Consider the following 20,903-nt stretch of genomic DNA (forward strand, 5'->3'; position numbering starts at 1 on the left):
GGCGTAAGTTTCGTATTCGCCCTGCACAGCCAACAGCTTACTACCGGCAGAACTTCCCAAATCCATGTTTGCCCCGCCGCGCATGCGCATGTCGGGCAAGCCGTTGGGGTTAGACCCATTGACGATATTCTCGGCAATACGCAGGCCTGGTGCGATGGCCGACAAGGCTTTGGCGATGTTGGTGGTGCTGTAACGCTTGATGTCTTCGCCCTTAATGGTGACGGCCGAGCCTGTAAATCCCTCCTTTTTCCGGTTGAACATACCCGTTACCACAAACTCGTCGAGCATCTTGGCGTCTGATTTGAGCCTTATCGTAAGGCTGGCCTTGGCCTTAACGCTTAGGGGGTGCATGCCCACATAGGTTACGCGCAACTCACTTCCCTGCGGAATGCTGGGCAAGAAGAAGTTCCATCGCCGTCGGTGACGGTCTTTTGGCCTGTGGCCGTTGCCGTTACGGTAGCTCCCATCACGGGCAATCCGTCTTCATCGGCCACAACATTGCCCCGCACGTCCACCCTTCCGTCGTTGCCCTTTTGTGTACGGGGCGCACGTTGCGCGTCCTTATCAGCAATGGGTACAACGGCCCATGCGCAGAAAAGGGGAAAAAGCAGAAGTGAACATAAGACAAAGCCTCTTAGCACTAGGTTCTTTTTCATAATCAGTTGTTTTGAGATTGGTATTCTTGTAGTCCATGTTCACTTTGGCAACAGGTTGCGCTAACGCATCTGGTAAGCCTTGTTCATGGCTATTGTATAGCTAGTTGTTTGCGTGTCGGCATTTCATGGAGAACGGTCGGCACTGGGTTAGCAATGTGGCTAGTATATCGTATGTGTCAAGGCACAACGCCTCGGCAAACGCCCTTCTTGGTTTAATATGTGTATTTACGTACGCAAATTTAAGATTTATTTTACATATAAACAAGCTTTTAGGTTATATTTGCATCATTTGTTCATATAAACACGGCAAATGGAGCAAAAAAGACAGCTGCTCTTGCATCCGTTCGGGCATAAGAAACTGTCGTTACGCCAAATTCCACAACCAGGTTATTGGCGTTCCTTTCATCCCCCCTCTATCGGTTTCCACACCTTTCCTATATATAAACATGTAAAGATTAAGACCAACGGCATTTCATCGCAACAAAGTTAAAGCAGACTAAGGCACATGCAGTAAGCTAACAAACAAGCTGCGATGCGCTGGGGAAAAACGCGGAAACGATGCGCATTCCCCCACTAACCAAAGCCCTTATTGGGCAAAAAACAGGGAGGAAAAGGGCGAAAACGATGCACATCCCCACTAACCCAAACAGGCACAAGGCATGCTCCTTAGCATGTCCTTGTGCCTGTTTATGTTTTGTTGGGCATAACACAACCTGCGATAGGCGTGCTTAAAAACGCAGTTTCGCTGGCCTTGGCCATGCCATTAGGCCACGTCCATTATGCGCTATGCGATAAAGGCGCAAATTTAATTCGCCATTTCCGAAAGGAACTTGATGCGTACCAGCCTTATGTCCTCTTCGGTATAGTCGCCGCCCAGTTCCTCAATAGCCACATCCAGGTCGTCTGTTTCGCTCGTTCTAAAATAGTCGTAGATGTCGTCCACGCGGTCTTCGTCCATCACCTCGTCGAGGAAATAGTCGATATTCAGTTTCGTTCCGCTGTTAACGATGGTTTCAATTTCGCTCAGTAGGTCGTCAAATCCCAGGTTAAGGGCTATTGCAATGTCATCCAGCGCAATTTGTCTGTCGATGCTTTGTATGATTTTTACCTTGTTCATAGATTTTTTGGCTACGGTTCTTACTCTTAATTCTTCAGGTCTCTCTATTTGATTGTCTTCGCAATGTTTCTTTATCAGTTGGCAGAAAGCCTCTCCGTAGCGTTTGGCTTTGCCCACGCCCACGCCGGGGATGTTCTGCAATTCTTCGAGCGTAATGGGATATGTCACCGCCATCTGCTCCACAGACACGTCTTGGAAAATGACGTAAGGCGGCACGTTAAGCCGTTCGGCCATGTCTTTACGCAGCTGTTTGAGCATGACATACAGGTCGGGGTCGAGGGTAGAGCCACAGCCGTCGCGCGACTCTTCCACGAAATCGTCGTCAAAATCCTTGTCTTCCACAATCATGAACGACTGCGGATGCTTGATGAAACGGCGCCCTGCGGCAGTAACTTTCAGCAAACCATAGTTCTCCACGTCCTTTTTCAGGTATCCCGCGATAAGCGCTTGGTGTATCACGGGGTTCCAAACCTTGTCGTCTTCGTCTTCTCCTGCGCCGAAGTCGTCTAGCTCGTTGTGCTTATGCGATACAAGGTCGTCGGTTGCCCTACCCTTAACGAAGTCGATAACATAGTCGCTTCTGAAGTTTTCCTTGATGGCCAGAACTGCCTTCAACACGATGAGCAACGCCTCCTTTGCCTCGCGTTTGGTTTTGGGGTGCAAACAGTTGTCGCAGTTATGACAATTGTCTTCCGTATAATCTTCACCGAAATAGTGGAGCAACATTTTGCGGCGACACACCGACGATTCTGCATAGGCGGCCGTTTCTAACAGCAGCTGCCTACCGATGTCTTGTTCAGCCACGGGCTTGCTTTCCATAAACTTTTCCAGCTTTTGCAGGTCTTTGTTTGAATAGAAAGTTATGCAAAGCCCCTCGCCGCCGTCGCGTCCGGCACGTCCAGTCTCTTGATAATAGCCTTCCAAGCTTTTGGGGATGTCGTAATGGATAACAAAACGCACGTCGGGCTTGTCTATTCCCATGCCGAAAGCGATGGTAGCCACAATCACATCAATGCGTTCCATCAAAAAGTCGTCTTGCGTTTGCGACCGCGTTGCGCTGTCCAGGCCGGCGTGATAAGGTTCGGCCTTGATGTTATTGGCCTTCAATATGGCCGAAAGCTCTTCCACCTTTTTGCGCGAAAGGCAATAGATGATGCCGCTTTTGCCTGCATGTTGCCTGATGAACTTGATGATGTTGCGTTCCACCTCTTGCGTTTTGGGGCGCACTTCGTAGTAGAGGTTGGGGCGATTGAACGAGCTTTTAAACTCCTTTGCATCGCAAATGCCAAGACTTTTCTTAATGTCCGAGCGCACTTTGTCGGTGGCCGTGGCCGTAAGGGCAATCACGGGGGCGTGTCCGATACGCGAAATGGTTGGTCGGATGTTGCGATATTCGGGGCGGAAGTCGTGTCCCCACTCCGAAATACAGTGCGCCTCGTCTACGGCATAGAACGAAACCTTGATGGATTGCAGAAACTCCACGTTCTCATCCTTACCCAACGATTCGGGTGCAACGTACAAAAGTTTCGTTGCGCCGCGCTTAATGTCGTGCATAACCTGCTGAATGGCGGCCTTGTTAAGCGACGAGTTGAGGTAATGGGCCACGCAACCGTCTTCGCTCATGCCGTTCATCACGTCCACTTGGTTTTTCATTAAGGCGATGAGTGGCGAGATAACGATGGCCGTTCCTTCCATCAAGAGCGACGGCAGCTGATAGCACAGGCTTTTTCCGCCACCTGTCGGCATGAGCACAAAGGTGTCGTTACCCGCAAGCAAATTGCGGATAATAGCCTCTTGGTCTCCCTTAAACGAGTCGAAACCAAAGTATTGTTTTAGCGGTTCTGTAAGATTAACGTCCTTAGTCATAAATGGTTTAGGTTTCACAGATGTGAGATTATTGGCTTTCGCGGTGGTTTTTGTGAGCGGACGACATTGTGTGCGTGAGGAATTTTATATTCCAATGCCGTCCGTTCACAGCCCTATCGTTCAGCTGGCCTGCTCTTGCAAGCCCGACTTGTCTAGTTGTTCTCTGGCATATTGCAAAGTAACGTCGAACTGTTTCACCTTCTTCGACGGCACCTCGAACATGGCATCCATCATCACGGCCTCTACAATAGAGCGCAATCCGCGTGCGCCCAGCTTGTACTCCACAGCCTTATCCACGATGTAGTCTAGCGTTTCGGTGGCGAAACTCAGTTTGATGCCATCCATCTTAAACAGCTTTTCGTACTGCTTGATGATAGAGTTCTTCGGTTCAACCAAGATGCGGCGCAAGGCCTCGCGGTCTAACGGGTTGAGGTAAGTAAGCACGGGCAGACGACCAATGATTTCGGGTATCAGTCCAAACGACTTCAAGTCTTGCGGCAGAATGTATTTCATCAAGTCGCCCTTGTCTATCTTGCGCACGTTCTGCACCGAGTTATAGCCCACCACGTGCGTATTAAGCCGCTGTGCAATCTTCCTTTCGATGCCGTCGAATGCTCCGCCGCATATAAACAAGATGTTTCGCGTGTCCACGTGAATGTAATCTTGGTCGGGATGCTTACGTCCACCCTTTGGCGGAACGTTAACCGTGGTTCCTTCCAGCAGTTTCAGCAGTCCTTGCTGCACGCCTTCGCCACTCACGTCGCGCGTAATGCTTGGGTTATCGCTCTTTCGGGCAATCTTGTCAATCTCGTCTACGAAGACGATGCCGCGTTCGGCGGCCGCCACATTATAATCGGCCACCTGCAACAGTCGGCTAAGTATGCTCTCAACATCCTCGCCCACATATCCCGCCTCGGTAAACACCGTTGCATCTACGATGGTAAACGGCACGTCGAGTAGCTTGGCAATGGTTCGCGCCATCAGGGTTTTTCCCGTTCCGGTGCTACCCACCATGATGATGTTGCTTTTCTCAATCTCCACACCATCGTCGCCAATGGGCTGTTCCAAACGCTTATAATGGTTGTAAACCGACACCGAAAGATACCGCTTGGCCTCATCCTGCCCAATGATATATTGGTCTAGGTAAGCCTTGATATCCATCGGCTTGGGCACATTTTTCAGTGCATCGACTTTCTTTCCCTTAGCAGACTGGGCTTTCGATGCGTTGGCCGACTGGGTAATTTCGTAGGCCTGCTGAGCGCAGCTGTCGCAGATATACCCGTTTAGTCCTGCAATGAGATAGTTTACGTCTTTTTCGCTTCTTCCACAGAAGCTGCATACATTCTTTGACATCTATTATTTTCGTTAGTTAACGGCCTGCATTTCATCCCCTCGCCGCCTTGCCTTCGCCGTCTGTGTAAAGACAAATCTGCCCACCAACGGCCAATGCCGAGTGAAGGCGAAAGGGCTGTTGGCGTGGGCGGCATAAGCACACCCACGCGCAAAGAGCCGTTTTTAATGTCACTTCTTCACCAGCACCGAGTCGATCATTCCATACTCCTTAGCCTCTTCGGCGTTCATCCAGTAGTTACGGTCAGAGTCGTTCCATACCTTCTCAAAGGGTGTATGCGAATGGTTAGATATGATGGTGTAGAGTTCTTTCTTAAATTTCAGTATTTCTTTTGCCTCGATTTCGATGTCTGAGGCCTGTCCTTGCACGCCGCCCAACGGCTGGTGAATCATCACCCGGCTATGTGGCAGTGCCGAACGCTTACCCTCTTGTCCCGAAACGAGCAGCACGGCGGCCATCGAGGCGGCCATACCCGTACATATAGTAGCTACATCGCTAGAAATAAACTGCATCGTATCGTAGATGCCCAACCCGGCCGTAACACTTCCGCCGGGGCTGTTAATGTAGATAGAAATGTCTTTTCCCGCGTCGGCCGAGTCGAGATACAGCAATTGTGCTTGCAGCGTGTTGGCCGTATAGTCGTTAATTTCGGTGCCAAGGAAGATGATGCGGTCCATCATCAATCGCGAAAACACGTCCATCTGCGTAACATTCAGTTGGCGTTCTTCCAAGATATAGGGATTGAGGTAAGCCGCTTGGGCCTTCATCACGTCGTCTACCACCATGCCGTTCATGCCGAGATGACCCGTGGCATACTTTCTAAAATCGTTCATATTCGTACTAATGTCCTTTCTTGATGATTGCGGTTTAAGTGACGTTTGGCCACCCGTTCCGCCTGTTTGAACAACAAAGTTAATAAAAAATTATCTACTCCAAAAATATTAAAGGGTATTTTTCAATGCCCATTTTTGGTGGTGCGCGCACGGCCGCGAGTCGGTACATGGCCACACCTATTATATAAGGTGGGTTCTGTCATTAAACAAAAGGCATACGCCAAAGAACACCTTGCTGCCTGTTGGCCAACTAACAGGCACGCAACACGAATGTACACAATTTAATACGCCAGGTGTTGCAAGATTGGAAAGAAATGTCTAACTTTGCTATACTTAATTAAACAAGAAACGTCACCATGCACATCGTCAACACAAAAGAATTTCGAGCCAACCAGAAGAAGTACTTCGACTTGGCAATAAAAGAAGACGTGATTATACGAAGGGGGCGGAAACAGGCCTTTATCCTTGTTCCCTTGGATGGTGATGAATATACAATTACGCCCGAATTGCAAGCGCGGATAGACAAGGCAAGGGAGCAATACGAAAAGGGAAACTTTGTTGGATGCTCTACAAAAGACGAACTTCGCGCACACCTCGCCACCCCATAACCCCCTCTCCCCTAACGCCATGCGCACAGGGGGGATAATCAAACGCCGACGACATGAAACACGCTTGCTTATTGGTTTGTGTTTTGTTATGTTGCACAAACGCCCTAGCACAAGAACAAAAGAAGCACCGAAAAACGGCGCGAACCACCGAACGGCCGTTGCCCAAACCCCGATTGGCAGAGCCAAACCCCACGCTAAGCCCTACAACGGCGCCCATCACCACACCCAACGTGCAAGAAAAACCGCTCTCAACGGCCGACTCCATTGCCGCAGCTCACCACTTTTGGCATGCAAACGACAGCCTGAACCTGCGCCTGTTGCAGCCCATGGCCACACAAGCAACGAGCCTATCTGCCACACCCGCCACCAACTACAACCGCGGTGGCCAACTAGGCGAATGGCATGGCCTAAACTTTTACGGGCAAAGCTACCGCGAAACTTTCCGGCCATGCTTGTAAGGCAAGGTGCCCTGGTGGCCGTTAGCCGCTCTTGGAACAACCTTTCGTTCACGGGCTACGCCTCGGCCGACCGCTATCGCACGTTCAACACGGCCACACAATTTGGTATTGGCGGCGCGCTAACCTATCGTTTCAGTCCGTATGTCAGCGCAACAGTCTTCGGCAGCTATTATAGCGTGCAGCCTTACCTATCTATGGCCGCATTGCCTTACGTCAACAGTTCGGCCTACGGCGGCTATTTCACCCTCGACAATGGGCGTTGGGGCATAGACCTTGGCGTGCAACGGCGTTACGACCCCTATCGCGGCGAATGGATTGTTTCCCCTATTGTCACGCCCAAATATCATTTTTCAAAGAAGTTCACCCTAGAAATTCCAGTGGGCGAATTAGTACGCGACGTACTTGAACGTGCTGTTTTCGGACGCCGCAGCAACTCGCCAACAATCATGCCGCCACGTAATTTCAGACCCTTTCCCCGTCCGTAGTCTCCCACTACTTTGCTGTTGTAGCACCCCACTCCTTTGCTGCCCATACCCTCCATACGAGCATTGCCCCCTTTTATTGGCACTTCAATACTGGTCGATTTTTCGCATAGTTCATCCATATCGCGAGCCACATCTGCTGCAACTCCGCCTATGATGTAAAGTTTTTAGCGAAAACTTTAACATTATGAGTGCCCTTTTTGCTCACCAATCGTCCACCTTGCCGCAAAAAATCGATTCTCGCGAGGGTTTGTTTTGGTGCAAAAAGGAGTTAGTCTGCGGATGCAACAAAATGAATACTTATTTAAACAAACCACTATTCGCACCCAATTTGGGGCTATTTGCCGCTAAATGTAGTGCAATATGGTACAAAACGCAGTGCATTTTGGTGCTAAACACAGTGCGTTTTGGTGCTAAATGCCGTGCGTTTTGGTGCAAAACGCAAGGTATTTTGGTGCAAAATGCAGTGCAAAATGCTGCTAAACGCAGGGCGAAAAGCATAAAAATACACTGCAATGGTATAAATAAAACCCCTTAGTGCCATTAAAAACATGGCCAAAAAGGGCAAAATGGTCGTTAAAAAGTGGGATTTTAGGGGCTAAAAGTGCGAAATTGGACGTAAGAAATAATGAGTTGGCAACCAAACTAGAAAGGCTAAATGGTGCAAAATGCAGGTTAGCCAACCCTAAAACGAAGAAAAAGGGGGCAGAAAAGGCGGAAAAACGTGGCGTTTTCTATGCTTTTCGCCCCCTATTTTCTCTAAAACGCCTCGCTGTGGAGGTACAGTTTTGTAAAAATTAAAAACCTAATTTAACACATTTAGTTTGAGTTGTACGGCACAGGCGTTTCTTGTTGCATTGCATCGCGCCAACAACTGGGCAGAAAACATCTTATAATGCTTTGTCAACATGCAAGTTATCACACACCGCTTGGCGGCTTTATCAACACCTGTTCATAACCAAACAAAGTAGATTTGGGAGCAAAAGTCCACCGATTTTCACCCACATACCATCTTACACGGGCCTAATCTACCTCCCATTTATTTTGTGGAGTAGCACGTTTTCGCTAACTTTGCAGCAATGAGTGAACCATTAGCCGAAAGAATGCGCCCACGCTCGCTCGACGATTACGTAGGGCAGAAACATTTAGTAGGGCCAAACGCCGTGCTGCGCAACATGATTGAGGGCGGCCGCATACCCTCTTTCATACTCTGGGGGCCACCTGGGGTAGGCAAAACTACGCTCGCACAAATCGTTGCAAAGAAACTAGAAACGCCTTTCTACACGCTAAGCGCGGTGACAAGCGGCGTTAAGGATGTGCGCGAAGTGATAGAGAAGGTCAAAGGCGGCCGCTTTTTCGGGTCGCACTCGCCCATTCTCTTCATCGACGAGATACATCGTTTCAGCAAGTCGCAGCAAGACTCGCTGTTAGGAGCAGTAGAAAAAGGCATCGTTACACTTATCGGAGCCACCACCGAAAACCCATCGTTCGAGGTTATTCGCCCATTGCTTTCGCGTTGCCAGCTATATGTGCTGCAAAGCCTTAGCAAGGAAGACCTTGAAGAACTGATACAACGCGCACTGCACACCGATGTGGTTTTACAACAACGAAACATCGAGGTAAAAGAGAGCGCAGCCCTGATAAGATACAGCGGAGGCGATGCACGCAAGCTGCTAAACATTCTCGAATTGGTGGTTGAGGCCTCGCCTGCCAACGCAAACCCTGTGCTGATAGACGATGAAACGGTGGTGAAATGCCTACAACAAAACCCCTTGGCCTACGACAAGGACGGCGAAATGCACTACGACATTGTGTCGGCTTTCATCAAAAGCATACGCGGCAGCGACCCAGATGCGGCTCTTTACTGGATGGCGAGGATGATTGAAGGCGGCGAAGACCCGCAGTTTATTGCGCGCCGACTGGTTATCAGTGCGGCAGAAGATATCGGTTTGGCCAACCCCAACGCCTTACTCATTGCCAATGCGGCCTTCGATGCCGTGATGAAGATTGGTTGGCCAGAGGGAAGAATCCCCTTAGCCGAGGCCGCAGTGTACTTAGCCACGAGTGCAAAGAGCAATTCGGCCTACCAAGGTATCAATGCCGCACTCGAAACGGCACGTTCAACGGGCAATCTCCCCGTGCCGCTGCATCTTCGAAATGCGCCAACCAAGCTGATGAAACAGCTGGGATATGGCAGCGGTTACAAATATGCGCACGATTACGAAGGACATTTTGCCCCTCAGCAATACTTGCCCGACGAACTTAAAGACGCGCGCTTTTGGTTTGCACAACATTCGCCTGCCGAAGAGAAACTGTACCAACGAATGGTGCAGCTGTGGGGCGACAAGAAGAAATAAGCCGCCATAAGCAAACGCACAGGGGGCAAGGTAGCACCAAATGGGCCGAATATCGCAACGGCATAGCAAGCCCAATAAGCTAGCGAAACGATAAGACGGCTTGCCACAACACACAGGAAAACCAACCTGTCGTAAACCAATAAAACTCGTAAACACGTAAACCAACAACCCACATTAGTACAAAAATAAACTTAGAAACATGAAAATAGTAATCCTAGATGGCTACACCGCCAACCCCGGCGACTACTCGTGGAAAGAGCTTAATAGCTTTGGAGAGGTTGAAATATACGACCGAACATCGCGCGACGAAGTAATTGAACGAGCCAAAGATGCCGACATGGTGCTAACAAACAAGGTGGTATTGAAGGGCGAAACGCTTGCACAGCTACCCCAACTCAAATATATCGGAATCTTGGCAACGGGTTATAACATCATCGACGTTGACGAAACGCGCGCACGGGGCATCGTGGTGACAAACGTTCCTGCATACAGCACCGACAGCGTTGCGCAGATGACGTTTGCCCATGTGCTGAACATCACCAACCGTATTGAACACTATGCCGACCAAAACCGCAAGGGACAATGGAGCGCAGCGGCCGACTTCTGCTATTGGGACACGCCCCTTAGCGAGTTGGCCGGCAAGACTTTCGGCATCGTTGGCCTAGGTAATATCGGGCAAAAGGTGGCACGCATCGCCCTTAACTTCGGCATGCGGGTTATCGCTTTTACGAGTAAAAGGGCCGAAGAACTGCCCGAAGGCGTGGAGAAAGCCCATCTCGAAGAGTTGCTGACGCAAAGCGATGTGCTGTCGTTGCACTGTCCGCTCAGCGAGAACACGCGCGAAATGATTAACCGCCAATCGCTAGCAAAGATGAAACGCGGAGCCATTTTGGTGAATACGGGTCGCGGACCGCTGGTAAACGAAACCGATGTAGCCGAGGCCTTGGCCGAAGGTAGGCTGGCTGGATATGGCAGCGACGTGATGAGTAGCGAGCCACCAAAGGCAGATAACCCGCTGCTTAAACAACCCAACGCCTTTATCACGCCCCATATTGCATGGGCAACGGCCGAGGCGAGAGGCAGACTGATGGCAACGGCCATAGAAAATGCCAAGGCATTTATCGCAGGCAAGCCCCAAAACGTGGTGAACGGGCTGTAAATAGGCATGGCGCACGGCGTAAACAAACGTCTGCAAAAGGCGTTGCAGCCACATAGCCAACAGTGCACAACGCCTTGAAAGCCTCGCCAACAGCATGGGTGCCAGATGGACATAAAGAAAGCAAGTGCCCGTGCGCCGCGCCCACTACCCTTTCAGGATAATTACAAAAGGAGATGACATACAGAGACCCGGAACTGGTTCAGACCGTTCAAACCATAATAGAAATAGTAGGAACTTTCGCCTTTGCCATATCAGGCATACGCCATGCGTCGGCCAAACAGGTTGACTGGTTCGGCGGATTGGTGTGCGGAATCGCCGTAGCCATTGGCGGTGGAACGCTACGTGACATGATGTTAGGCGTTAAACCCTTTTGGATGACCTCGTCGGTTTACATGATTTGCACCGTGTTGGCCCTCCTTTCCATCATCGTTTTCGCCAAATACGTGCGGCGACTGGACAATGCGTGGTTCGTATTCGACACGCTTGGGCTGGGACTCTTCACCATTGCAGGACTACAAAAGGCCCTCGCTTTGGGCCATCCCTTCTGGGTTGCCATCATCATGGGCTGCATAACAGGCTCGGCAGGCGGTGTCATTCGTGATGTGTTGCTCAACAACGTGCCACTCATTTTCCGCAAGGAGATATACGCTATGGCCAGCATTGCAGGCGGATTGCTTTATTGGGCGTTGTACGCTTTACGCGTAGAGGTAAGCCTGATTGTGCTCATCTGTTTCCTCTTCATCTGCCTTGTGCGGTTCCTGGCCATGCGCTATCACATCTCGCTACCCATTCTGCGCGAAGAAAAACCCAAGGAATAGCAGGGGGAAAAACGACGAAGAGGGGTAGCATAAACACGAAAAAACGCCAGACCATGCAAATAAACGAAAACGAATGGTGCGATGCGGCGGCGCGTTTGGCCAAACGACTACACCAGAAACAAGTGGACAAAGCTGGTTTTGACTACTTTGAAGGGCATCTATCGGCCGTGGCCAAAATGGGAAAGACGTGGCAAGAGCGCGTTGTTGGCTACCTACATGATGCGAGCGAAGACACTACGCACAGCGTGGACGAGGTAATAACGCTACTCGAAAAGGAATGTAGCAAGTCTCTTTCGGCCGCAGAACGTGCAACAATATCCACTGCCTTGTCGCTCCTTAACCACCATAGCGCACCAAACAGGGACTATTACATCAAGGCGATAGCCCAAAATGCGCTGGCCACAGCCGTAAAGTTAAACGACCTAACGCACAACATGGACATATCAAGGCTGCCAAAACCTACATCCAAAGACTATGCCCGAATGGAACGTTACAAAGCGGAATACACTTTTCTGCAAAACCACGGCACGCACTACAAGTAACCTTCTACACCTGCCGAACCACGAAACAACACCTTGATTAATAACAAACCATAACCGCAACCAATAATATTACACCATGAAACCAAACAGAACAAAACAATTCGCCGTTCAATTCGTAGTTACATACGTAATATTTGTCGTCGTGAAAATGTTCGAAAGCATGGTTCTCGACGAACATATAGCTGCGCAAAGCATCCTCGCCTCAATCGAGACACTGGGCTTTGCCCTCCTTTTCTCACTCTTCACCGTCTTCTTCGGGCGTAGGTTGAGATAGGCAGTTCATATATGCAGGCTTATTGCGATAGCAACAAGCCCAAATCCAATCAGTGAAAAGATGCACATGCGGCATCTTTTCACCTTTACTCCTTATTATATATCCCTTGGGGCTTTTCTCCTTTGAAGAGCGTATAGGGATGGAATTTAAATCATTACCTTTACCGTTTCGCACTTATTACCATAGTTCACTTTCAGCAAATACACGCCAGACATTGGCTGTTGCATGGGGATAACGTAGCTACCCTTCCCCACAACGCCTAAACTAACCTTGCGCAACACCTTACCCGACACAGAGATGAGTTGCACTTGCACCTGCTCTTCTTTGTCTAAATCAAGGTGTAGCGTTAGCTTATTGTCCTTCGTGCCACCCACAAACACCCTTTGCGAGGCATTGTTTGTTGGACGAACAATGGCCGTGGTGGTGCCTTTATACACCAAAACAAACTCTTTAATGGTAATGTCGTAGCCTTTATCGCTCGTCATGCCCGAACCATTGATGGAGAATTGCATGAAATTGAAGTGCAACGGATAGGCTGCTCGGTCGTTGGGATGGTCCATTAAGTCGGCCAACGCAAGGCTAATGGTGTTGTCCCTGTTCTTTTTAAAGCCCTGAAACTCCTTATTGATAGTGGCCATGCCGCCGTTGTTCTCCTTAAAGCGGAAACTAAGCTTGCTGATATTCGTCTCGCCTGCATTAAACGTAAGCCTAATACTATCGGGCAAACCATAAAGTGGGAAGTCGTTGTTGTAGGTCACATAGGGATTGCGCCCAGGCTTGTAAGTGAACGTTGTTTTAACAGCATCGTTCGTAGGAGTATTGACAACATCTTTCAAGTTGGCCGAATGAGTAACCTTCCAAGTTGCATCGGTAAACGCACAAGCAGTAAGCGAGGGCTTGTCGGCAATCTCAATGTTCACTTTAAGCTGGTCGGTAAAGCTACCCAACCTACCCGTTACAATGGTCGACCCATTCTGCAAGCCCTTAACAACTCCTTCGGTAACAGCACAAACAGATGGGTCGGCAACTTCCCACTTCATTGCACCTGGATACAGATTAAACACATTGCCCCCCACTTCGGTTTGCACTTCAATGGGGTAAGTCACCTTGTTATCGAGTAAAACAGAGTCTAAACGGATGGCAACAGGAGCCTCTGGCAGCAGTTCCACTTCTATTTTCTCCGTCGCTCCGTTGTAGCTAGCAGTGATTACCCCCGATTGATTGCCCGATGCAAAGAAACTGCCGTCGGCCAATACTTCACCCACTTTGGCGTCTACTGTTTGCTTTACGCCTTCAACATTCTTCAAAACAAGCACGCCATACCGGTTATATCCGTAAAACGTAGGCTTAAAAACACCATAACGAGGCAGCCTAACCTTTGTTTGAAGGCTCCTTATCTCGGTTATTGTGTTATCCGTGGGCGCGGTAGAAACCACATAGATACCATTGCCTACGGCTCGTTCTGTTCCGTCGCTGTTCTTATTCATCGGACCAAAGTCTTTCAGGAACAGACAACTAGAACCACCGCCGTCGAGGTTCATGGCAGTGTACGCGCCAACAAACCGCATAATCTCGGCCAACTCTTTTGTCGTTGCTCCCGAAGAAATGGTACTACGTCCGTCTACCACACAATGAATGGCCGTCTTCTTATCTTGCGTGTAACCAAACCCCGTTCGCGGGTGCAGTTCGTTCCATACTTCGGTCGTATTTACGTTACCATCCTGCAACATGGGACTGCGCTGGTCGCCGCCAACCACGTCGGCAAAGGGCGCAGTGGCACCACCGATAGACAAGTTCAGTGCGATTTTCACCTCCGTCCCAGCTGTTAGGGCAGCCAATTTACCGGCTATCGCCCCATTGGCAGACAATACTGCACCGCCTGCTGGTATGCGCATGTTGCCCTTATGCCGCACAACCGAAACCACCTTTGCACGAATTTCCTTGTTCAGCTGCCATGTTTCGCCCTTAGAGAGGGCAAGCAGCACTTCTGTTCCATCAGCACCTGTGTGAGTATATTCTCCGTTGTGCTGATTATAAAGCACCAATTGGTTTTCTTCTCTCAGGTGGTTAACATGATTAATTGCGTAACGTTCCGTTCCGATTTGCAGACTTCCCGAATAACTCATTGCACCGATATAGGGCATTTTAGCCTTATCGAAGGCGAACACCTGCCGATGATAAGACACCGCAGCGTTGTTGGCCAGCTCGTTATTAACCACCGTACAGCCAATAGGCATGCCCACATAGTCGGACACATTGTAGAAGTCGCCGTTTGTTCCAGCAATATACACTTCTTTCTCTTTGCTCTTTCGGGCTGCCACCTGCGTTGGTTGCTCGCCTCCGTAGATTGAGTCGCGCCCCAAAGCAGCGCGGTAAGCAACATAGGGATTAGTGAGGTCTACTTTCAAAAAGAAAGCATTGATACGCCTTGCCCCTTTAAACGCTAAGGCCATGTATTGCGTTCCAGGTCCGGCTTTAAACAAGGCAACCGTGTCTACACGATAACTCTTTCCATCAATGACAACGTCTCTTGCCTGCGCATAAGCTGCCAGCATCAGCAGAACAAGAAGACTTAGAAGAATCTTTTTCATAAGGCGAATAAGTGTTTATACCATAAAAAGAAGGAAAAAGCAGGCCGATAGAACCCGCTTTTCAGGGCATTCTATCGGCCGTTCATGTTAATTGACAACGACTTTTATCGTTTTCGCATTGCCGTTCTTACCCAGAACATGCAGCAAATAAACGCCACGTGCAGGAGCCTTAACCGCTTGTGCGTTTGCAGTTTCGGCCACCTTCTGTCCAATGGCGTTGTAAAGCGTGATGCACTTAACATCGGCATTCACCGTGATAACGTTTCCACGAACCGTATAATCCAACTTATCGCCTTCTACCTTGGCGATGTTGGTCGACACATTGTTGGCAAATTCGTAGATGCCATAACCGTTTTTATAGGCATAGATGTTGATGCGCGCCTTCTTTTGTCCGCCTACTCCGTCAACAATTTCCACTCTGGGCAACGCCGTTCTTACTGGATTTCCAACACTTCCTAATCCAGCTTGCGGAAAGCGATAAAGGAAAGTCATGTCGGCAAACGAGCGACTTTCGTCCTTAAACTTAAAGATGTCGAAGGCTTGCGGTGCTTCTTTATCATCGGTATTGGTTGATGCCACAATCAGATAATAAGCGCCGTTCAGTTCAAACTCCGTCACACCATTTTGTCCCGTGCTTACAGGAGTGAGCGGTTTGTTGTTTTGAAATCCGTCTACCGCAGCCCCATTCATGTCATACAACATCGGCATCGTGTTAAATCCGTCGTGATAAAAAAGCTCGTTGTCTACGATATTGATGCGTGGAGCGGCACCAGAAGCCACCGCCTTTTCGGGATTAAACTTTGTAAGTACAATCGTTTGCCGGTTGGCAACATCTGCCACGCCCTTTGTAACGGTATATTTAATAACGGTATTGCCTGCTCCTGCCTCGTTACCGCTCACGGGTAGCATGATGATACCATCGCCATTCAATATGTCGCCATACAAGTCGTACGTGTCTATGCGCATCGTTTTGGGCAAATCGGCAGGCAAAGTGGCGTTCAACACCGTTTTATATGCCACTGGTGTTTTGGTAACATCCACGTAGTTCACCCTAAAAAGATGGGCCGCACCATCTCCGCGCATGTCGGTTGCCAGGTTAGAAACGAAGATATGCCCGGCGTTGTCCACCTGAACGTCGTTGCAGATAAGGCCAAGAGCCGCTTCGCCCTCTTTCCACATCTCCTCTGGAAGGGTGATTGTGCGGAGCAACGCACCAGTTTTCCCATCAAGTTCTATCAGTTTCGATACGGCTCCCTCTCTGCAACACACGTACATCTTACCGTTAACCGTGGCCATACCGCGCGCATCTCCTGCCACACCGCCAGGAAGTACAGCGTTTCCTCCGTTTAAAAGTGCAGAGTTGAGGTACAGGTTGGTGAGTTGTTCACCTGTCGCCGTCGGCGCATAAGTCGCGGCATCCTTGTTGTTTTGTGCTACTGCCGATACGCTACATAAAGCGCATACAGCCAAATGAAGTAAAATTCTGCTCATAATGTCTAGGCTTTTAATGTAATAATTTGGGTATTGTTAATAGTTATTTGCTCGTTCCTAGTAAAGCATGCGTTCTTGCCAAAGCAATGTTTTCTAGTTGACAAGATGACGAGAGCATTGCTCAGTTGGCAAGTTAACGAGTTGACGAGTTTACAAGATGACGAGAGCATTGCTCAGTTGGCAAGTTAACGAGTTGACGAGTTTACAAGTTGACGAGAGCATTGCTCAGCTGACAAGTTGACGAGTTGACTAGAGCGGTGCAGTTGACCAGATTGTGTTGGCAAGTTTGCTGATTATCAAGCTCATTTTAAACGTTCTACGTTCGCTAACGCAAAGCATTCGTTGCCATATTGCAAATATATGAATTTCTTTTTACATTATCACGAATTTACATTATTTTAATTGTTTGCCGCTTATTTTTAGGTTTTAAGCACGTGAAAAAGCGGGAACAAGCGAACGAGAACACCTTATATCGGTGCAAGCCGCTGACTGAAAGCCATTAACACTGAATAGACCGACAATGCAGACAAGCACCAATCAACCCTCAGAAACCATCCTTCAATCCATTTTTACCAGGTTAGATTCTGCCAAATCACGCCATTTTCTCTCTCCATTCACTTTATTTACGTAACTCATAAACTTACAAACTCATGACCAAATCAGCCAACAAATTCTCAAATCCATAAGCAAACAAACATACAAAGTCATAAACTTACAAACAGCACAACCCCATAAACTTAAAACCTAACAAGCAAACAAACCCACAAAGCCATAAACCTACAACCCCATAAACTCATAAACTTAAAACTTCACAACTACATAACCGCATAGAATCACAAGCTTACAAACCTTAAAATATTACGTTATGTTTTACAAAACACACTCCACTCGCCGTCCCTTTCTAGCGTGGATTAACCCCAAAAAGCATGCGATTAGCCGCATTTTGCACCCTTGCACGTTCCCGTTTTAGTCCATTTTTAAGAAAAGGACCTGCATTTTGCACCATTTTGCCTTTCTAGTTTGCTTGCCAGCTCATTATTTTTCACACCCAATTACGCGCTTTTAGCCCCTAAAACTCCACTTTTTAACGGCCATCTTGTCCTTTTTGGCCATGTCTTTGATGGTTAGAAAGAGGTTTGTCCACACTATTTCAGCGTATATTTATACTTTTCGTCTTGCATTTAGCAACATTTTTCCTTGCGTTTAGCACCAAAACACCCTGCGTTTAGCACCAAAACGTACTGCATTTAGCACCAAAACGCACTGCGTTTAGCACCAAAATGCACTGCGTTTAGCACCAAAATGCACTGCGTTTTGTACCATATTGCACTACATTTAGCAGCAAACAGCGCAAAAACGGCTGTTAGTGGCGGTTAGTTTAAATAAAAATTCATTTTGTCTGCATGTACAACCAATCCCTTTTTGCATCGAAACAAACCTTCGCGAGAATCGATTTTTTGCGGCAGATGGGCGATTGGTGCGCAAAAAGGGCACTCACAATGTTAAAATTTACACTGAAATCATGACATTTTAAAGTTAACGAGTTAACAAGAGGAATAACCAACTCGCCAACCAATCTTGTTAACTTACCAACATAAAAGAGGTATAGATGGTGTTGCTTGCATGCAAAATCGAACCAGATTTCACAGAAAACAGTCAAAAACAAGCCAATAAGAACATCGCCAAAACTATGTTTCTCTTCTTTCTTATCGCACATATCGGGGCATTACGCCCCACTTTTTGCAAGTTGAGCAACATAGTATTAGCAAATAATAAAATAGTGTTAGTCTGCAACAACATTAATAACTATCTTTGCAGCAGAATTAAAAGATGATATCCAAATGTGGGCATAGGTCCCAACCAAACAACAAAATTGAACCCAAGACCAACGTGCACCGATACCCAAAGCAAAGTGCAACGACCATCATTCAGCCCGCAGGGAGCTGTAATTCCCAGTCCTTTCGACATATTTATATAGTACAATCAATCTAACCCCAATAACAATGGATTTCAATTATAGCAAAGTAACATTGCTTGCGGGATGCCTCACACTCACGATGTTGGGGCATTCGCCAAGGGTGTTGGCAGGCATAACGAACAGCGTTGCGCCTGCCGCACAACAGACACGTAAGATAACGGGACGCGTTACCGATGGGCGCGAGCCTGTTATCGGCGCTACGGTGAAGGTGAAAGGCACCACCAACGCCACCGTTACCGACCTAGACGGCAACTTTTCTCTCGATGCGCCGCAGGGCGCAACCTTGGAAATATCGTACATCGGATATGCGCCCAAGGAAGTAAAGGCCAGTGGGCAAGGCCCGTTAAACATCGTATTGAGCGAAGACAACAACACGCTGAACGAGGTGGTTGTTGTTGGATATGGTGTAATGAAGAAGAGCGACGTGTCTGGTGCATCGGTTACGATGGACGAAAAGAAACTTCGCGGATCTATCGTAACATCCCTAGACCAAACTTTGCAAGGGCGTGCAGCAGGCGTAACAGCCATCAGCACGTCGGGCGCACCCGGCACATCGTCGAGCATCCGCGTGCGCGGGCAGGCCACCATCAACGCCAACGCCGAACCGCTGTACGTTATCGACGGCGTAATTATACAAGGTAGCGGTGCCAGCGGCTCCTCTTTGGGACTGGGCGACGCACTGGGCAACGGCAAGGTGTCAACCGTTTCGCCCCTGTCTACCATCAACCCCAACGACATTGTGTCGATGGAGATACTTAAAGATGCATCGGCCACGGCCATATATGGTGCCCAAGGGGCAAACGGCGTGGTGCTTATCACCACCCGCCGAGGTAAGGCCAGCGAGGCCAAGTTCACCTACGACGGCATGGCCGCATGGAGCCGGCAGGGCAAAAGGCTACAAGTGATGAACCTACAAGAGTTTGCCGACTACTATAACGACTTTGTAACAACGGGCCAAATAAACCCTGCGGATGCCGATAAGCACTTTGCCGACCCCTCATTGCTGGGTAAAGGCACCAATTGGCAAGACGCCATCTTCCGCACCGCACTGCAACACTCGCACCAAATATCAGCCCAAGGCGGGTCGGAAAAGGTGCAATACTACGTGTCGGGCAACTACATGTCGCAAGAAGGAACGCTCATCGGCAGCAAGTTCGACCGACTGGGTATGCGCGCCAACCTCGATGCGCAACTTAAATCGTGGCTGAAACTGGGCATGAGCGTAAACTTCTCGAACACCAACGACGACTTGAAACTGGCCGATAGCGATGCGGGCATCATCAACTACTCGCTCACCACACCGCCCGACATACAGATATACAACATCAACGGCGGCTACTCGTCGGTGTCGAAAGAGGGATTTACCAACCCCAACCCCATCGCTATGGCCATGCTCAACCAAATATTGCTGAACAGGCGCAAGCTAAACGGCAACCTCTTCTTCGAGATAACCCCCATCAAACATCTGGTTTGGCACGCCGAAGTGGGCTACGACCTCAGTTCCGACCGCGGTCGCCGCTTTATGCCCACAGTTGATTTGGGTACTTGGAAACGAACGAAGAACTCTGCATCGGTGCAAAAGTCGTCGGGCACTTTCTGGCAATTGAAGAACTATATAACCTACGCCAACACCATAGGCAAGCATTCGTTCTCGGCCATGTTAGGTCAAGAGATGTGGGAAAGCTCGTACGACTTCAACCGAACAGAAAACACCGACCTGCCTGCAAACACCGTTAACAACCCCGCTTTGGGCGCAGGCACGCCCGCTATCGGCGTTGGTTTCGGCAGTTCGGCTATGGCATCGTTCTTCACCCGACTAACTTACGCCTTCAACGACCGCTATAACGCCACCTACACCTACCGCTACGACGGCAGCTCGAACTTTGGTCCAAACAAGCGTTGGGCCGGTTTCCACTCGTTCGCTGCATCGTGGCGTTTCACCAACGAGCCTTTCTTCGTAAAGAGCCCCGTAGCCAAATACATAAGCAACGGTAAGCTACGCGCTGGCTGGGGACAAACGGGTAATGCCAACATTGGTTCGTATAAGTGGGGAACGCTGATGAAGGCCATGCCCACCTTGTTGGGCAAAGCCTACCGACCAGATAACATTCCCAACCTAGATGTGCAGTGGGAAAGTCAAGAACAATGGAACGTGGGACTGGACTTGGGTGTGCTGAACGACCGCATTTCCTTCACCTTAGACTGGTATCACAAAGAGTCGCGCGACATGTTGATGCCCCTTCAACTTCCTTCTTACATGGGAACGTCGGGCAACATCTCCTCCGTTTTGGCCGCTCCCTACGGAAACTACGGCACAATACG

Annotated in this window: 18 protein-coding genes and 1 pseudogene; 12 read left to right on the forward strand and 7 right to left on the reverse strand. The window is 49.1% G+C overall.

Annotated elements, in window-relative coordinates:
* Together BN93_RS17885 and BN93_RS17890 are read right to left on the reverse strand one after the other, a co-directional pair.
* Positions 1 to 351 (reverse strand): annotated as a pseudogene (locus tag BN93_RS17885) (SusC/RagA family TonB-linked outer membrane protein); the annotation flags it as partial.
* 11 nt (positions 352 to 362) lie between these two features.
* Complete coding sequence (locus BN93_RS17890) at positions 363 to 656, reverse strand: peptidase associated/transthyretin-like domain-containing protein (RefSeq protein WP_019187191.1); 294 nt, start codon at positions 654 to 656, stop codon at positions 363 to 365.
* A gap of 310 nt (positions 657 to 966) precedes the next feature.
* Here BN93_RS17890 and BN93_RS04715 point away from each other — a divergent pair, with 310 nt between their 5' ends.
* Positions 967 to 1,146, forward strand: coding sequence for a hypothetical protein (locus tag BN93_RS04715; RefSeq protein ID WP_019187192.1), 180 nt, complete (start codon positions 967 to 969; stop codon positions 1,144 to 1,146).
* Between the two features lie 315 nt (positions 1,147 to 1,461).
* Here BN93_RS04715 and recQ read toward each other — a convergent pair whose 3' ends face one another.
* The 3 genes from recQ to clpP all read right to left on the reverse strand — a co-directional run bounded on the left by recQ (position 1,462) and on the right by clpP (position 5,823).
* Positions 1,462 to 3,639, reverse strand: coding sequence for a DNA helicase RecQ (gene recQ, locus BN93_RS04720; protein WP_019187193.1), 2,178 nt, complete (start codon positions 3,637 to 3,639; stop codon positions 1,462 to 1,464).
* A gap of 120 nt (positions 3,640 to 3,759) precedes the next feature.
* A complete protein-coding gene (gene clpX, locus BN93_RS04725) occupies positions 3,760 to 4,992 on the reverse strand; it encodes an ATP-dependent Clp protease ATP-binding subunit ClpX (protein WP_009231444.1) in 1,233 nt (410 codons plus the stop codon).
* Between the two features lie 168 nt (positions 4,993 to 5,160).
* On the reverse strand, positions 5,161 to 5,823 hold the full coding sequence (gene clpP, locus BN93_RS04730; RefSeq protein ID WP_009231443.1) for an ATP-dependent Clp endopeptidase proteolytic subunit ClpP: 663 nt from the start codon (positions 5,821 to 5,823) through the stop codon (positions 5,161 to 5,163).
* A 356-nt stretch (positions 5,824 to 6,179) separates the two neighbouring features.
* On the opposite strand from clpP, the gene BN93_RS04735 reads away from it, so the two are divergent.
* The 10 genes from BN93_RS04735 (at position 6,180) to BN93_RS04770 (ending at position 12,521) form a co-directional block, all read left to right on the forward strand.
* Positions 6,180 to 6,431, forward strand: a complete 252-nt coding sequence (locus tag BN93_RS04735; RefSeq protein WP_019187194.1) for a type II toxin-antitoxin system Phd/YefM family antitoxin — start codon at positions 6,180 to 6,182, stop codon at positions 6,429 to 6,431.
* A gap of 53 nt (positions 6,432 to 6,484) precedes the next feature.
* The gene (locus BN93_RS18445; protein ID WP_019187195.1) at positions 6,485 to 6,889 is read left to right on the forward strand and encodes a hypothetical protein; all 405 of its coding nucleotides are present in this window, start codon (positions 6,485 to 6,487) and stop codon (positions 6,887 to 6,889) included.
* Positions 6,880 to 7,374, forward strand: a complete 495-nt coding sequence (locus tag BN93_RS18450) for a hypothetical protein (RefSeq protein ID WP_019187196.1) — start codon at positions 6,880 to 6,882, stop codon at positions 7,372 to 7,374. The genes BN93_RS18445 and BN93_RS18450 overlap by 10 nt, the downstream gene beginning before the upstream one ends.
* A gap of 184 nt (positions 7,375 to 7,558) precedes the next feature.
* Positions 7,559 to 7,909 carry a hypothetical protein gene (locus BN93_RS16570; RefSeq protein ID WP_019187197.1) on the forward strand — a complete coding sequence of 117 codons (351 nt, stop codon included), beginning with the start codon at positions 7,559 to 7,561 and terminating at the stop codon, positions 7,907 to 7,909.
* On the forward strand, positions 7,909 to 8,172 hold the full coding sequence (locus BN93_RS04745) for a hypothetical protein (RefSeq protein WP_019187198.1): 264 nt from the start codon (positions 7,909 to 7,911) through the stop codon (positions 8,170 to 8,172). The genes BN93_RS16570 and BN93_RS04745 overlap by 1 nt, the downstream gene beginning before the upstream one ends.
* Positions 8,173 to 8,450: 278 nt before the next feature.
* Positions 8,451 to 9,728 carry a replication-associated recombination protein A gene (locus BN93_RS04750; protein ID WP_044259868.1) on the forward strand — a complete coding sequence of 426 codons (1,278 nt, stop codon included), beginning with the start codon at positions 8,451 to 8,453 and terminating at the stop codon, positions 9,726 to 9,728.
* 199 nt (positions 9,729 to 9,927) lie between these two features.
* Entirely contained in the window at positions 9,928 to 10,887 is a 960-nt protein-coding gene (locus tag BN93_RS04755) for a D-2-hydroxyacid dehydrogenase (protein WP_019187200.1), read from the forward strand.
* 173 nt (positions 10,888 to 11,060) lie between these two features.
* The gene (locus tag BN93_RS04760; RefSeq protein ID WP_019187201.1) at positions 11,061 to 11,705 is read left to right on the forward strand and encodes a trimeric intracellular cation channel family protein; all 645 of its coding nucleotides are present in this window, start codon (positions 11,061 to 11,063) and stop codon (positions 11,703 to 11,705) included.
* 53 nt (positions 11,706 to 11,758) lie between these two features.
* Positions 11,759 to 12,247, forward strand: a complete 489-nt coding sequence (locus tag BN93_RS04765; RefSeq protein WP_019187202.1) for a hypothetical protein — start codon at positions 11,759 to 11,761, stop codon at positions 12,245 to 12,247.
* A 76-nt stretch (positions 12,248 to 12,323) separates the two neighbouring features.
* Entirely contained in the window at positions 12,324 to 12,521 is a 198-nt protein-coding gene (locus tag BN93_RS04770; protein WP_019187203.1) for a hypothetical protein, read from the forward strand.
* 146 nt (positions 12,522 to 12,667) lie between these two features.
* Here the strand turns inward: BN93_RS04770 and BN93_RS04775 are convergent, their stop codons facing one another.
* Together BN93_RS04775 and BN93_RS04780 are read right to left on the reverse strand one after the other, a co-directional pair.
* Positions 12,668 to 15,112: a phosphodiester glycosidase family protein gene (locus BN93_RS04775; RefSeq protein ID WP_019187204.1), complete on the reverse strand. Its 2,445-nt coding sequence runs from the start codon at positions 15,110 to 15,112 to the stop codon at positions 12,668 to 12,670.
* 87 nt (positions 15,113 to 15,199) lie between these two features.
* Entirely contained in the window at positions 15,200 to 16,603 is a 1,404-nt protein-coding gene (locus BN93_RS04780; RefSeq protein WP_019187205.1) for a hypothetical protein, read from the reverse strand.
* A gap of 2,003 nt (positions 16,604 to 18,606) precedes the next feature.
* On the opposite strand from BN93_RS04780, the gene BN93_RS04790 reads away from it, so the two are divergent.
* Positions 18,607 to 20,903, forward strand: a 2,297-nt coding sequence (locus BN93_RS04790) for a SusC/RagA family TonB-linked outer membrane protein (RefSeq protein ID WP_232211107.1), incomplete at its 3' end; no start/stop codon positions are given.

Source organism: Prevotella conceptionensis 9403948 (assembly GCF_000312305.1).
Taxonomy (GTDB): Bacteria; Bacteroidota; Bacteroidia; order Bacteroidales; family Bacteroidaceae; genus Prevotella; species Prevotella conceptionensis.

Excerpts from the sequence above, each read along its gene's own strand:
- BN93_RS04780 (WP_019187205.1), bottom strand. The coding sequence starts at position 16,603 with ATGAGCAGAATTTTACTTCATTTGGCTGTATGCGCTTTATGTAGCGTA.
- BN93_RS16570 (WP_019187197.1), top strand. The coding sequence starts at position 7,559 with ATGAGTGCCCTTTTTGCTCACCAATCGTCCACCTTGCCGCAAAAAATC.
- BN93_RS04775 (WP_019187204.1), bottom strand. The coding sequence starts at position 15,112 with ATGAAAAAGATTCTTCTAAGTCTTCTTGTTCTGCTGATGCTGGCAGCT.
- BN93_RS04735 (WP_019187194.1), top strand. The coding sequence starts at position 6,180 with ATGCACATCGTCAACACAAAAGAATTTCGAGCCAACCAGAAGAAGTAC.
- BN93_RS04760 (WP_019187201.1), top strand. The coding sequence starts at position 11,061 with ATGACATACAGAGACCCGGAACTGGTTCAGACCGTTCAAACCATAATA.
- BN93_RS04755 (WP_019187200.1), top strand. The coding sequence starts at position 9,928 with ATGAAAATAGTAATCCTAGATGGCTACACCGCCAACCCCGGCGACTAC.
- BN93_RS04750 (WP_044259868.1), top strand. The coding sequence starts at position 8,451 with ATGAGTGAACCATTAGCCGAAAGAATGCGCCCACGCTCGCTCGACGAT.
- BN93_RS17890 (WP_019187191.1), bottom strand. The coding sequence starts at position 656 with ATGAAAAAGAACCTAGTGCTAAGAGGCTTTGTCTTATGTTCACTTCTG.
- clpP (WP_009231443.1), bottom strand. The coding sequence starts at position 5,823 with ATGAACGATTTTAGAAAGTATGCCACGGGTCATCTCGGCATGAACGGC.
- BN93_RS04770 (WP_019187203.1), top strand. The coding sequence starts at position 12,324 with ATGAAACCAAACAGAACAAAACAATTCGCCGTTCAATTCGTAGTTACA.
- BN93_RS18450 (WP_019187196.1), top strand. The coding sequence starts at position 6,880 with ATGCTTGTAAGGCAAGGTGCCCTGGTGGCCGTTAGCCGCTCTTGGAAC.
- BN93_RS04765 (WP_019187202.1), top strand. The coding sequence starts at position 11,759 with ATGCAAATAAACGAAAACGAATGGTGCGATGCGGCGGCGCGTTTGGCC.
- BN93_RS04715 (WP_019187192.1), top strand. The coding sequence starts at position 967 with ATGGAGCAAAAAAGACAGCTGCTCTTGCATCCGTTCGGGCATAAGAAA.
- recQ (WP_019187193.1), bottom strand. The coding sequence starts at position 3,639 with ATGACTAAGGACGTTAATCTTACAGAACCGCTAAAACAATACTTTGGT.
- BN93_RS18445 (WP_019187195.1), top strand. The coding sequence starts at position 6,485 with ATGAAACACGCTTGCTTATTGGTTTGTGTTTTGTTATGTTGCACAAAC.
- clpX (WP_009231444.1), bottom strand. The coding sequence starts at position 4,992 with ATGTCAAAGAATGTATGCAGCTTCTGTGGAAGAAGCGAAAAAGACGTA.